Source organism: Pseudarthrobacter sp. AG30 (assembly GCF_003116525.1).
Lineage (GTDB): Bacteria > Actinomycetota > Actinomycetes > Actinomycetales > Micrococcaceae > Arthrobacter.
Map to the genome: position 1 here is coordinate 57,411 of NZ_QEHL01000002.1, position 12,708 is coordinate 70,118.

A 12,708-nucleotide genomic window follows, 5' to 3' on the forward strand; every position below is an offset into this window, starting at 1 on the left:
GGACACCTCCGCCGAAACCGATCCCGGGAACGCCAACGCCCCTGCCGACGCCGCGCCCGGGTTGGGCGCGCTTGCTGCGGCACGGATCGCCGTCGACGTCCTGCTCGACGGCGGCGTGCGGCACGTGGTGCTGTCGCCCGGATCCCGGTCGGCCCCCATGGCCTATGCCCTGGCAGAGGCGTCCGCGGCCGGCCGGGTGGAGCTCCTGGTGCGGATCGACGAGCGGTCTGCCGGCTTCACGGCCCTGGGCCTTGCCCTCGCCACCGGAACGCCGGCTGCCGTCCTCACCACGTCCGGGACCGCCGTCGGGAACCTGATGCCGGCGGTGATGGAGGCCAACCACGCCGCCGTGCCGCTGATCGTCCTGTCGGCGGACCGGCCGGAGGAACTGCGCGGGACCGGCGCCAACCAAACCACCGTCCAGCCGGACCTGTTCGGCGAGCAGGTCAGGTTCGCCGCCGACATTCCCGCCGGGACAAGCCCGCAGCGCGCCGTGGAAACCGGGCTGTCAGCGGCCACCGGGGCATTCCCGGACCTGCCGCCGGGGCCGGTCCAGCTCAACCTCGCGTTCCGGGACCCGCTGGTTCCGTCGCCACGTGACGGGTTGCCCGAGGCGGTGGATCGGCCACGCTACCGGGTGGGTTTCGAGCCGCTGGTCATGAACCTGCCGCCCGCCCCGGAGGACCTGCCCGAGCGGCGCACCGTGGTGCTCGCCGGGCACGACGCCGGGCCGGTCGCCGAGGCCTTCGCCCGGGCCCACAACCTCCCGCTTCTGGCTGAGCCCTCTTCCAACGCCAGGTTCGGACCCAACGCGGTGGGCCCGTACCGGCTGCTGCTGGAGCACTTCGGGCCCGGTTCCATCCAGCCCATAGAGCGGGTGGTGCTGTTTGGCCGGCCCACGCTGTCGCGCCCCGTAGCCTCCCTCCTTGCCCGCGCGGACGTTGAATCAGCCCTGTACCAGCCGGTTCCGGTCGCCTGGTACGAACCCGGGCGCCGCACCGAACTGCCGCTGGAAAACCTCGCGGACCTGGCCGACTTCGCCGGCCGCGGGAGCTCCGCCTGGCTGGACACCTGGCTGCTTGCCGGGTCTGCCGCCCAGCACGCGCTGGACCAGGTGGTCTCCGAAGAGTCCGCCGCCACCGGCCCGTCCGTTGCATCCCTGGTGTGGAGGAATGCCCGCGGCCAACTGCTGCTCGGATCCTCCAACGGCATCCGGGACGTTGACCTCGCCGGTTTGCCGGCCCCGGATCCTGCCGCCACGGTTTACGCCAACCGGGGCCTGGCCGGGATCGACGGCACCATTTCCACAGCCACGGGCATCGCGTTGGGCGGGCTGCAGGAAACCACGGTCCTGCTGGGCGACGTGACGTTCCTGCACGACGCCGGCGGCCTCCTCCTCGGCGCGGGCGAGGAACAGCCGGACCTGCGGATCGTCGTCCTCAACGATTCCGGCGGCGCCATCTTCAGCCTGCTGGAGCACGGGGGAGTGGAAGAGGGCGGACGCTACGGGGACGCCGTCGAACGCCTCTTCGGCACCCCGCACTCGGTGGACATCGCGGCACTTGCCACGGCGTACGGCGTCGGGCATTCACTGGTCAGTACGACGGCGGGACTCGCCGAAGCGCTCGGCCAGCCTGTGCAGGGGCGCAGCATCGTCGAAGTCCGCACGGACCGCCGGCAGCTCAGGCAGCTCCATGCCCGCATCAAGGACGCCGTGTCCGCCGCCGTCGCGGGAGTCCTCGCGGGCCGGTAAGCGCCGCCCGCCGCGTTGGTGGCACTCCACGGGAGAACCAGCCCGCGACGCAAAAATTCCCTGGTGCTGCCGGAATATTGGCAGCACCAGGGAATGTGCGCATCGAACGGGAAATGCAGGAGCGTCAGAGCACGCGGCCCAGGAACTCCTTGGTCCGGGCATGCTGCGGGTTCGCGATGATCTCCCGGGGGTCGCCCGATTCCACCACCACACCGCCGTCCATGAAGGTCAGGGTGTCACCCACTTCGCGGGCAAAGCCGATCTCGTGGGTCACCACGATCATGGTCATGCCCGACTTTGCCAGGTCCTTCATCACGTTCAGGACATCGCCCACGAGCTCCGGGTCGAGCGCAGAGGTGGGCTCGTCGAAGAGCATGAGTTCCGGGTCCATGGCCAGCGCGCGTGCGATGGCAACGCGCTGCTGCTGGCCGCCTGAGAGCTGGGACGGGTAGTGGCCGGAGCGGTCCGCCAGGCCCACCCGGTCCAACAGTTCCAGCGCGCGCTTCTGGGCGGCAGCCTTGGACTGGCCCTTGACGTGCACGGGTGCTTCCATGACGTTCTGCAGCGCGGTCTTGTGCGGGAACAGGTTGAACCGCTGGAAGACCATGCCGATTTCGCGGCGCTGGGCGGCGATTTCCTTGGTCTTGAGGTCGTGGAGCTTGCCGTTGACCTCGCGGTAGCCAATCAGCTGGCCGCCCACGGAAATCCGCCCGGCGCTGATGGACTCCAGCAGGTTCACGCAGCGCAGCATGGTGGACTTGCCGGAACCCGACGGCCCGATCACCACCGACACTTCGCCTTGCCGCACCGTCATATCGATGCCCCGGAGGACATGGTGGGGTCCGTAGAACTTGTGCAGCCCCTCGATCTTGACCAGCGGCTTTTCTGCTGTGACCGTCATCGTGCACTCTCCTCGGGGAAGTCCGTCTTCATGGGCCGCTGGGCGTCGGCACCCGCACCTGCAGCCTTGGCCGCTGCCGGATTCACGGCAGCGGGAGCGAGGTTGTCCACGCCCTTGCCGTAGTACGCCTCGAGGTAGTGCTGGCCCACCATGAGGATGCTGGTGACGAGCAGGTACCAGAACGCGGCAACGATCAGCAGCGGAATCGGGAGGTAGATGCGGTTGGCCAGGGCATTGGTGGCAAAGGTCAGGTCAAGGGTGAACGGGACCGCCAGGACCAGTGAGGTGGTCTTCAGCATGCCGATGGTTTCGTTGCCGGTGGGCGGGACGATGATCCGCATGGCCTGTGGCAGGATGATCCGCCACATGATCTTGCCCTTGGACATGCCGAGCGCCTCCGCGGCCTCCTGCTGGCCACGGTCCACGGACTTGAGGCCGGCGCGGAAGATTTCCGCCAGGTAGGCCGACTCGTTCAGCCCGAGGCCCAGGATCGCGGGGATCAGGCCTTTGCTGGGATCGGAGAGTGCATAGCTGAACAGTTCAGGACCAAACGGGATCCCCAGCGTGAAGGCCGGGTAGAGAACCGTGACAAGGCCCCAGAACACCAGCTGCGTGTAGACCGGGGTTCCGCGGAAGAACCACACCCAGACCCAGCTGGACCAGCGGAAGACCGGGTTCTCGGACTGCCGCATGACTGCCAGCAGGATGGCCAGGACGATGGCCAGGACCATCGATGCCACCGTTAGAAGGAGCGTCCACCCCACGCCCTGGACAACCTTGACGTCCAGGATGTAGGTGCCCACAACGTCCCAGCGGAAGTTGGCGTTGGTGAACAGGCTCTGCACGAGCCCGGCCACCAGGAGGAGGATGATCGCGGCGCTGATCCACCGGCCGGGGTGGCGCACCGGCACTGACTTATTCAGGACCGGTGCGTCCCCTTGTTGATGGTGTTCCATGTGCACGCCTGACTTGTCGTCGGTAACGCGAAAACTCAAGACTTAACCGCCGGGTTGACCTCGGACTTGGTGATGGCGCCCTCGGCGTTGCCCCAGCCTTCCAGGATCTTCTTGTAGGAGCCGTCTGCCATCAGCTTGGTGACGGCCTTCTGGATGACGTCAGCCCAGGCGGTGTCGGCCTTGGCCACGGCGATGCCCTGCGGCGCCGAGTCGTAGACGTCGCCCAGCTTCTCCAGCTGGCCGTTGGTCTGGGTGAGGGCGTAGCCGATGATGGGGGAGTCGGCCGCCATGGCGTCGATGCTGCCGTTCACCAGGCGCGTGGTGACGTCGGTCTGGTTCTTCAGCGTGACGATGTCAATGGGCTTCTTGCCGTCGGCCGCGCACTTCTTGTTGCGGTCGGCGAGGTCCGGGTCTTCCTGCACGGTGCCGGTCTGCACGCCGATGGACTTGCCGCAGACGTCGTCCAGCGAGAACTTCTTGGGGTTGCCCTTCTGTACTGCCCAGGCGGTGCCGGCGTTGAAGTAGCTGACCATGTTCACGGCACCCAGGCGTTCCGGGTTGATGGTGAACGAGGAGATGCCCAGATCGTACTTGGGGCCGAGGGCCGGGAGGATGCCGGTGAACTCGGCGGTCTGGACCTGGACCTTGAGGCCCAGGGTGGCGCCGATGGCCTTGGCGATGTCCACGTCGTAGCCCACGGGAGTCTGGCCGTCCGGACCGAGGAATTCGGCGGGGGCGTAGCTGGTGTCAGAACCAACGGTGATGGTGCCCTTGGACTTGATGGCGTCCGGGACCATGGCGGCCAGGGCGTCATCCTTCTTGACGGTGGTGGGATCAAAGCTGGCGCTGGCGCTGCCTGACGAGGTAGCCGCGCTGGAAGGACCCGTTTCCGAGGCATTGGTGCATGCTGAGAGGGCCAGGGCGCTGATGGCGATCATAGTGGCGGCGGTCAGCTTGGAGGTGCCCAGGAGGGTACGGGGAGTCTGCATTTCTTACCTTTTGTTGCAGGGGCTATGAGGTACTAACGCGGCTTATAGTGTAACGCTCAACAAGAGAGGTACGTCACACGCAACTAAGTTTCACTATTGGATAACTGTAGCGGGGGCAAAATCAAGCCTTCCAGAGCAGGACTTGTCTGTCATCCCAGACTCGAGGCCCAGCCTCGGGGCCGCCGGAAACTAGCTGTTGATGCCCAGGGACTCCAGCATCGGCCGGAATTTAGCCCAGGTTTCAGCCAATTCGGCCTCCGGCAAAGAGCCGTCAACAATTCCGCACCCGGCATACAGCCTGACGGTGTCGGGTGACTCGATGACGGCGCCGCGCAGCGCGATGCCCCATTCGCCGTTACCCGCGGCGTCCAGCCAGCCCACCGGCCCGGCATACGGTCCACGGTCCAAGTGCTCCAGCTTGCGGATCAGCTCGCCCGCCACGAGGGTGGGCGTCCCGCAGACGGCCGCGGTGGGGTGCAGTGCGTTGATCAGGGCCAGGCACGTGGGGACGTGCCCTTCCACCTCGGTGAGCTCCGCCTTGACGTCGGAGGCCAGGTGCCAGACATTGGGCAGTTCCAGGATGAACGGCTCGTCGTGGGCATTCATCGCCTCGGAGAAGGGCGCCAGCTGCTTGGTCAGCGACTGGATGGCGATCTCGTGCTCATGGCGCTGCTTTTCCGAACCCGCCAGGACACGGGTGGCGTAATCCATGGGCGCGCCGTCCTCACCGTGGGCGTCCCGCCGGTCAAGGGTGCCGGCGAGCACCCGGGCCTGGGCGGTGCGTCCTTCCACCTGGATCAGCATCTCCGGTGTGGCGCCCACCAGGCCATCCACCCCGTAGGTCCAGCATTCGCGGTACCTGGCGGCGAGCTCACGCAATACATCGGCGGCATGTACGCCGGAAGGAATGGTTGCCACCACATCCCGCGCCAGCACCAGCTTCTCCAGCGCTCCGGTACGGATCTCGGCGACACCGGCGGCCACAGCGTCCATCCAGGCTTCCTCGCTGAGGGACCCGGTGTGCAGTGTTGCGCCGGCGGCCAGAGGGAGGGGACGCACGACGGCGCCGCGGCCTTTGCCGGGCACGCCGCCCTGGGGAGCGTCCCCGGCGGAGTCCGCCGCCGTCGTGCCCTTAGCGTCCGGGTTTCCGGCGGCAGCACTGCCGAGCCAGCGGTCCAGTGCCGCAACCGCCGTCTCTTCGGTGAGCGGGCCGTCGTCGAACGTTAACTGGGTGAGCCACACCTGGTTGTCCCGGACGCCCACCACGATCTCCGGCACGATCAGCCGCGACTCGTGCCGCGAGGTCTTCGAGAAAGCGAAGGAACCGAAAGCGACGGGCCCGGTGCCGGGCAGCTCCACGGCATCCGTGACGTCCGCCTCAAGGACCAGGTGCCGCCACCAGATATCCGCTTCCAGGAACCGGTCCGGACCCGTGGCGGTGAAGCGTGAAATTTCGCCAAACCCGGCCAGTCCGGCTTCGCGGCGGGTCCAGCACAGGACGTCGTCCCGGACCAGAAACGAAGGCAGCCCCCCGGGGAATGTTTTGCCATCCAGGGGGACTGTCAGGGTGCGGAACGTGCTCGTCATGATGAGACAACACTACTCCCGCGTAGGCCGGGGCCATCTCCGGGTGCAGGGAGGGGCAAAAAGGAGATGGAGGCGCTGGTCCGGACCGCCGCGAACATTTGAGACAATGTCATGGTGAACCGAGCATCCTTGGATAAGCGTCCGGACGAAGTAGCCACGATGTTTGACGACGTCGCACCGAAATACGACGTCGTCAACGATGTCCTTTCCATGGGACAGACCCGCCGCTGGCGGAAGATCGTGGTGGACGCGATGGAAGTCTCCAAGGGCCAGCGCGTCCTTGACCTGGCGGCCGGCACGGGCACGTCCAGCGAACCATATGCCGACGCCGGCATAGACGTGGTGGCCTGCGACTTCTCCCTGGGCATGCTCAAGGTGGGCAAGCGCCGCCGCCCGGACATCGACTTCATCGCCGGTGACGCCACCAACCTGCCGTTCGCTGACAACACGTTTGATGCCACCACCATCTCGTTCGGCCTGCGCAATGTGAACGAGCCCAAGAAGGCACTGGCCGAGATGCTGCGCGTCACTAAGCCCGGCGGCCGCCTGGTCATCGCCGAGTTCTCCCAGCCCGTGGTCCCGCTGTGGCGCACCATGTACACCGAATACCTGATGCGTGCCCTCCCGGCCATCGCCGTCAAGGTCGCCTCCAACCCGGATGCCTATGTCTACCTGGCCGAGTCCATCCGCGCCTGGCCGGACCAGGACCACCTGGCAGCCTGGCTGCAGGACAGCGGCTGGGAAAAGGTCACCTACCGCAACCTCACCGGTGGAATCGTGGCCGTGCACAGGGCCTTCAAGCCCGCCGGCGCACCCGAGGGTGCCGCGGCCGCCATCGCCGCGCACAAAGGCCCGGTGGCCAAGCTGCGCCGCAACATCGTCCGCTGACCTGTGAAGGTACTGATTGTCGGCGCAGGTCCGGCCGGGTCCACCGCCGCGTACTACCTCGCCAAGGCCGGCCTTGAGGTCACGGTCCTGGAGAAGACGCAGTTCCCGCGCGAGAAGGTCTGCGGGGACGGCCACACGCCCCGCGCCGTCCGCGAAATCCAGAAGCTCGGCCTGCCGCACCCCGAGAACGACGGCTGGCGGAGGAACAAGGGCCTGCGCCTGATCGCCGGTGGCCGCACCATCGAGCTGCCCTGGCCTGAGGTGTCCGACTTCCCGCAGTACGGCCTGATCCGCACCCGCCTGGGCTTTGACGAGGAACTGGCACGGCACGCTGAGGCTGCCGGTGCCACCATCCTTGAGCGGCACAGCGTCACCGATGCCCTCCGGAACGACGCCGGCCGCGTCACCGGGGTCCGCGCAGCGCTCCTTGACGGGAACGGACGCAAGACCGGCGAGACGCGTGACTTTGCTGCCGACGTCGTCCTCGCAGCCGACGGCAACTCCACCCGCACGGCCGTGTCCCTCGGAATCCAAAAACGCGACGACCGGCCCCTGGGCGTTGCCGTCCGCACCTATTTCACGTCGCCGCGCACCGACGACGACTGGATGGAGGGCTGGCTGGAGCTCCCCGGCCGCGACGGAAAACTGCTGCCCGGCTACGGCTGGGTGTTCGGCGTGGGCGACGGCACCTCCAACGTGGGCCTGGGCATCCTGAACTCCTCCAAGGAATTCGGCAAACTGGACTACAAGCAGGTCCTGCGCGAATGGACCGCCGGGATGCCCGCCGACTGGGGCTTCACACCGGAAAACCAGGTGGGGGAAATCCGCGGCGCCGCGCTGCCCATGGGCTTCAACCGCACACCCCACTACTCTCCGGGCCTGCTCCTGCTGGGCGACGCCGGTGGCATGGTGTCCCCGTTCAACGGTGAGGGCATCTCCTACGCGATGGAGTCCGCACGATTTGCGGCCGAGTTCATCATCGACGCCTCCTCCCGTTCGGCTGCCTTGGGCGGAACGTACGACGCCGGCGCACACCTGTCGCGGTACGCGGACTACGTGCGCGGCCAGTGGGGTTCGCACTTCACCCTCGGCCGGGCCTTCGCCGCATTGATCGGGAAGCCGGCCGTGATGAAGCTCGCCCTGCGGACCGGCATGCCCATCCCCGTCCTGATGCGGTTCGTGGTCCGGCTCCTGGCCAACCTCACGGACCCGTCAGCCAAGGGCTTCGAGGACCGGGTGATCCGCGTCCTGGAATCGCTGGTTCCGGCCACGTCCAATACCCCGTCAGCTTCGAATCAGCGGTATCCGCAACAAAAAGTTAGGGTTAAGCCGTGACCAAATCCGCAGACCACAGCTGGACGCACGCCGGGCACGGCCTGCCGGACTCCGAACCCAGCCTCAATACCACCGCTATTGCCACGGGACTCCAGCTGCCGGCCGGTTTTGCCGCCATTGCGGAGGATGCCGAGCTTGGCCCGGCCATCACCAACAACCTGGCCAAGGTGGAGAAGAAACTCCGGGAGGCGATCGCCAACTCGGACCCCCTGGCCGATGCCACGTCCCGCCACCTGGTGGAAGCCGGGGGCAAGCGCATCCGGCCGCTGCTGACCCTGCTGTGCGCCCACCTCGGCGACGCATCCCTGCCCGCCGTGGTGCAGGCCGCCGTCGTGGTTGAACTGACGCACCTGGCCACCCTCTACCACGACGACGTCATGGACTCCGCCCCGTTCCGCCGCGGCGCTCCCACAGCCCACGAAGTCTGGGGCAACTCCGTGGCCGTCCTCACCGGCGACCTGATCTTCGCCCGGGCATCCATCCTGGTGTCCGAACTGGGCGGCCGCGCGCTGGGCATCCAGGCCCGCACCTTTGAGCGCCTGTGCCTGGGCCAGCTGCACGAGACCGTGGGCCCGCGTCCGGACGAGGACCCGGTGGAGCACTACCTGTCCGTGATCGCGGACAAGACGGGTTCCCTGGTGGCGGCCTCGGGCCAGTTCGGTGCCATCTTCTCCGGCGCCGACGAGGCATTCGAGGACATCCTGGTGGAATACGGCGAGAAGGTGGGCGTTGCCTTCCAGCTGGCCGACGACGTCATCGACGTCACCGGTGTCAAGGTCAAGTCCGGCAAGTCACCCGGAACGGACCTCCGCGAAGGGGTCCCCACCCTGCCGGTGTTGCTCCTGCGCAAGGCTGCCGCTGACGGCGACCAGTCCGCCGTCGAGCTCCTGACGCTGATAGACGGCGACCTGACCTCGGACGAAGCCCTGGCCGCCGCCGTCGCCGGGTTGCGGGAGCACCCCGTCACGGCCGAGTCCTGGGTAGTGGCACGCCGCTGGGCCGACGAAGCCATCGCCGCCCTCGCGCCGCTGCCGGACGGGGTGGTCAAGGAGTCGCTGTCCAACTTTGCGCTGGCCGTGGTGGACCGCGCCAGCTGATCTTCTGCGGGAGCCCGGCGCCTCTGGTCCAGCCAGCAGGTGCCGGGCTTCTTTTTTTGGCTGTGGCGTTAACGGGATAGCCCCGGTCCTCAACAACCGAAGCTGCTGTGAACCGGGGCTATCTCTCCGTTCGCATCAGACCCGCCGGAGGCGTTTAGCGGATCCGTGAATAGCTTATGACAGCTTTGTCACAATGCGCAAGTCTTCTGTAACTGCCTGTGTCAAAAAGTTTTTCCGCTGAGTCTGCCCGCCTTTCAGCGCCGGCGGGTGACCAACCCCGGCATGTTGCAGTGGCGCGCCGGGACGGCAGCCGGAACGTGAGGAGTTTCAGCGCCGCGGGTTACCCACATAGCGCGAATCAGGCTCCCCGGCGGGGGCATCCGTCCGCTGGGCTGACCTCATGGATGTTTGTCACTTCCTTCGCCATGCCGGTTCTGTGGCCCGCACGGCAACAATCCTCAAGGCCGGGTTCTCCGACCGGGACATCCGCAACGCGGCGGCATCCGGTGAACTCTGCCGCCTCAGGCACGGGATGCTGGCCCTCCGGGAAGCCCCTCAGGACTTTGTGGCCGCGGTGCGGCAAGGCGTGACGACCTTGCCGTACCTGCATCAACGGCTGCCGGGAAACCGGAATGGAGCCGCGCGCCAAGTCCTGGACCTTGTCGACGGCAGCGCGGATTCGCCACTTGAAGTGGTGGCCCGCATCCTCTTTCGTGCAGCGGGAATCCATACCCAAACCCAGGTCGGGTTGCCCGGAATCGGCTACGTCGACTTCCTGCTGGAGGGGTTCCTGATCGTCGAGATCGACGGCGCCAGCCACCTGGAGCCGCGACAGGTGAAGAAAGACCGCTCACGGAACAATGCCAGCACCCTCAGCGGCTATGCGGTGTTGCGATACGGGTACGCGGACGTCGTCCACAACCCGCAGAAGGTGCTTGCCGAGGTCTGGCAGGTGCTCGGGGGCAGGGTCATCCGCTGAAATTCCCCAACTTTCAACCGCAAAGCCGGGGACTCGCGGGCAAAACCGGGGAACACGCCGTCGGCACCCCTCAAAGGCGGGGAGATTCAGCGAGGGCCGGCCCAGCAGGGGAGTGGGGAGCCCCTACTCTTCCTCTTCGTCGTCCTCGAAAGCCCACTCGAACATGTCGAACACGAACTCGGAGAAGGTGCCTTCCTCGGATTTCCACTGGCCGCGGGCGTTGTTGCGGCGGTACACAATGGGGTCCGGGACGCCGAGGTCGCCCACGCGGAAGCCCCAGGTGAACTGTTCCTCTTCGTCTTCGAGGAACATCAGGAAGCCCTCGTCATCGACCTCGAGCTCTTCCGGGTCCCAGAAGTAGTGGTAGGCCTCCATCAGGTCTTCGCAGCCGCCCAGGGCAAGGTAGAACTCGCGCAGGACCAGCGGGATCTCGAACTGGTGCTCGGCGAGGGCGCTGTCCAGTTCCTCCGGGGTCAGGCCATCTGCTTCCTGCCATTCATCCTCGAGATACTTCGGAACAAGCGCGCGGAACTTCTCGAGGAACATGTCAGTCATGCTCATATCCTAGCCAATGCCGGACCCTCCGAGATGACACGGAGCAGCCACTACAGCCCCGTATCGCCAGCCCGCCGGTGCCACCCGCGGACGGCAAGCGGCGCCTGCCACGACCGCCGCCAGGCCAGTACCCGGAACGTGAAAACCAATGCCGCGATGGCCGCCGCCGTCAGCACGTTGAAGACGCCCAGCACCCACAACACGGCGGTCAGGGAAGAACCCAGGAACGCCGGCAGCGCGTAAATGTCCTTGGGGTTGAAGAGTTCCGGCACCTCGTTGGCGGTGATGTCGCGCAACAGGCCGCCGCCTACCGCCGTCGTCACGCCCAGCAGCACAGACGCCACCGGGTTCAGGCCGGTGGCCAGGGCCTTGAGGGTGCCGGTCATGCAGAACAGGGCCAGGCCGGCGGCGTCGAAGAGGACCAGCAGCGACGTGTAGCGCTGGACGCTGGAGAACAGGAAATACACGAGCGCCGTGGCGAAGACCGGCGGGAACAGGTAGGCGGGGTTGGTGAATGCTGCCGGGACCACGGCGATGATGATGTCCCGGATGACGCCGCCGCCGAGGCCCACCAGCGAAGCCAGCAGCAGGGAGCCGACAATGTCGATCTGCTTCCGTGCCGCAAGCAATGACCCCGATACGGCAAAGAAAAACACGCCCAGCAGGTCCAGCCATACCGGGGAGTTGTCAAAGGCGAATGTCATGGGGCGTCCCGGTATTTCAAAGAGGGCGGACAGGGCGGCTCCAACGTTACGCTAGCCCCTATGAACAGCCCCATCATGATCGCCTGCGCCCATGGGACGTCCAACACACAGGGGGCCGCGGAGGTCAACGCGCTGCGCGCCGCCATCGCTGGACTGCGGCCGGGCCTGGAGGTCCGGGAAGCATATGTTGACGTCCAGCAGCCGGACCTGGTGGACGTGGTGGCCGGCCTGCCGGAGGGGGAGCCCGCGGTGGTGGTCCCGCTGCTGCTGAGTGTCGGGTACCACGTGAAGGTGGACATTGCGCGGGCTGTGAAGAGCCGCCCCGGCAGCGCCGCCGCCGCTCCGCTGGGCCCGGACCCCCGGCTTGCCGCCCTGCTGGACCAGCGGCTGCGTGAGGCGGGCACCACGGACAACGACGTCGTCGTCCTCGCCGCGGCGGGCTCGTCCAATCCCAACGCCGCCGTCAGCGTCGAGGAGCTGCTGGGCCAGCTCCGGGAGCTCCGGTCCAACCGGATTGTGGCCGCGTACGGCGCCTCGGCCAAGCCCTCGGTGCCCGACGCCGTCGCCATGCTTCGGGAGGAGCTGGCAGGAGGTGCGGGCGCGGGGGAGTCCGCAGGAGCGGTCGACGTCGGCGGCCGGGTGGTGATTGCCTCCTACCTGCTGGCGCCGGGCTTCTTCCACGACCAGCTCGCGAAGGCGGGTGCCGACGTCGTCACCGAACCCCTGCTGCCATCCGCGACGCTCGCGGACATCGCGCTGGACAGGTACGACGCCGCCGTCGCGGCAATGCACGCAACCCGCTCCGAACCTGCCCCGGAAGCCGCGCCCGCAGCACCGACGGCGGGAGTGCCCGGGGCACCCGCCGATGCACAGCAGGGTGGCATCTTCAAGGCCGTTCGGCGTTTCGTGACGAAATATTTCCCTAGGTGACTCAGCATTTCCGGACCTTTGTGACGTAAATCGG

Annotated in this window: 12 protein-coding genes; 6 read left to right on the plus strand and 6 right to left on the minus strand. The window is 67.1% G+C overall.

The genetic code is table 11. The features are described from left to right. The first annotated feature begins 61 nt into the window (after positions 1–61). Positions 62–1,753 carry a 2-succinyl-5-enolpyruvyl-6-hydroxy-3-cyclohexene-1-carboxylic-acid synthase gene (gene menD, locus DC347_RS01975; RefSeq protein ID WP_109044416.1) on the plus strand — a complete coding sequence of 564 codons (1,692 nt, stop codon included), beginning with the start codon at positions 62–64 and terminating at the stop codon, positions 1,751–1,753. A 124-nt stretch (positions 1,754–1,877) separates the two neighbouring features. On the opposite strand, the gene DC347_RS01980 is transcribed toward menD, so the two are convergent. The 4 genes from DC347_RS01980 to DC347_RS01995 all read right to left on the minus strand — a co-directional run bounded on the left by DC347_RS01980 (position 1,878) and on the right by DC347_RS01995 (position 6,186). Then, entirely contained in the window at positions 1,878–2,654 is a 777-nt protein-coding gene (locus DC347_RS01980) for an amino acid ABC transporter ATP-binding protein (RefSeq protein ID WP_018760587.1), read from the minus strand. Beyond that, positions 2,651–3,610, minus strand: a complete 960-nt coding sequence (locus DC347_RS01985; protein ID WP_109044285.1) for an amino acid ABC transporter permease — start codon at positions 3,608–3,610, stop codon at positions 2,651–2,653. Before DC347_RS01985 ends, DC347_RS01980 begins: the two co-directional genes overlap by 4 nt. A gap of 35 nt (positions 3,611–3,645) precedes the next feature. After that, positions 3,646–4,599 (minus strand): ABC transporter substrate-binding protein, encoded by a 954-nt coding sequence (locus DC347_RS01990; protein WP_109044286.1) that lies wholly within the window; start codon positions 4,597–4,599, stop codon positions 3,646–3,648. A gap of 189 nt (positions 4,600–4,788) precedes the next feature. Further along, a complete protein-coding gene (locus DC347_RS01995) occupies positions 4,789–6,186 on the minus strand; it encodes an isochorismate synthase MenF (RefSeq protein WP_109044287.1) in 1,398 nt (465 codons plus the stop codon). Between the two features lie 114 nt (positions 6,187–6,300). Here DC347_RS01995 and DC347_RS02000 point away from each other — a divergent pair, with 114 nt between their 5' ends. The 4 genes from DC347_RS02000 (at position 6,301) to DC347_RS02015 (ending at position 10,485) form a co-directional block, all read left to right on the plus strand. Further along, the gene (locus tag DC347_RS02000) at positions 6,301–7,074 is read left to right on the plus strand and encodes a demethylmenaquinone methyltransferase (RefSeq protein ID WP_231369820.1); all 774 of its coding nucleotides are present in this window, start codon (positions 6,301–6,303) and stop codon (positions 7,072–7,074) included. Positions 7,075–7,077: 3 nt separating this feature from the next. Next, a complete protein-coding gene (locus DC347_RS02005; protein WP_109044288.1) occupies positions 7,078–8,409 on the plus strand; it encodes a geranylgeranyl reductase family protein in 1,332 nt (443 codons plus the stop codon). Next, complete coding sequence (locus tag DC347_RS02010) at positions 8,406–9,506, plus strand: polyprenyl synthetase family protein (RefSeq protein ID WP_018760581.1); 1,101 nt, start codon at positions 8,406–8,408, stop codon at positions 9,504–9,506. The genes DC347_RS02005 and DC347_RS02010 overlap by 4 nt, the downstream gene beginning before the upstream one ends. Before the next feature lie 436 nt (positions 9,507–9,942). Further along, positions 9,943–10,485: an endonuclease domain-containing protein gene (locus DC347_RS02015; protein ID WP_240617672.1), complete on the plus strand. Its 543-nt coding sequence runs from the start codon at positions 9,943–9,945 to the stop codon at positions 10,483–10,485. 123 nt (positions 10,486–10,608) lie between these two features. On the opposite strand, the gene DC347_RS02020 is transcribed toward DC347_RS02015, so the two are convergent. After that, entirely contained in the window at positions 10,609–11,040 is a 432-nt protein-coding gene (locus DC347_RS02020; protein ID WP_018760579.1) for a hypothetical protein, read from the minus strand. A gap of 50 nt (positions 11,041–11,090) precedes the next feature. Then, a complete protein-coding gene (locus DC347_RS02025) occupies positions 11,091–11,744 on the minus strand; it encodes a trimeric intracellular cation channel family protein (RefSeq protein ID WP_018760578.1) in 654 nt (217 codons plus the stop codon). 60 nt (positions 11,745–11,804) lie between these two features. Between DC347_RS02025 and DC347_RS02030 the strand changes: the two genes are divergently transcribed. Continuing rightward, the gene (locus DC347_RS02030; RefSeq protein WP_109044290.1) at positions 11,805–12,674 is read left to right on the plus strand and encodes a sirohydrochlorin chelatase; all 870 of its coding nucleotides are present in this window, start codon (positions 11,805–11,807) and stop codon (positions 12,672–12,674) included. Positions 12,675–12,708: the final 34 nt, after the last annotated feature.

Excerpts from the sequence above, each read along its gene's own strand:
- DC347_RS01980 (WP_018760587.1), bottom strand. The coding sequence starts at position 2,654 with ATGACGGTCACAGCAGAAAAGCCGCTGGTCAAGATCGAGGGGCTGCAC.
- DC347_RS01985 (WP_109044285.1), bottom strand. The coding sequence starts at position 3,610 with ATGGAACACCATCAACAAGGGGACGCACCGGTCCTGAATAAGTCAGTG.
- DC347_RS01990 (WP_109044286.1), bottom strand. The coding sequence starts at position 4,599 with ATGCAGACTCCCCGTACCCTCCTGGGCACCTCCAAGCTGACCGCCGCC.
- DC347_RS01995 (WP_109044287.1), bottom strand. The coding sequence starts at position 6,186 with ATGACGAGCACGTTCCGCACCCTGACAGTCCCCCTGGATGGCAAAACA.
- DC347_RS02020 (WP_018760579.1), bottom strand. The coding sequence starts at position 11,040 with ATGACTGACATGTTCCTCGAGAAGTTCCGCGCGCTTGTTCCGAAGTAT.
- DC347_RS02025 (WP_018760578.1), bottom strand. The coding sequence starts at position 11,744 with ATGACATTCGCCTTTGACAACTCCCCGGTATGGCTGGACCTGCTGGGC.
- DC347_RS02030 (WP_109044290.1), top strand. The coding sequence starts at position 11,805 with ATGAACAGCCCCATCATGATCGCCTGCGCCCATGGGACGTCCAACACA.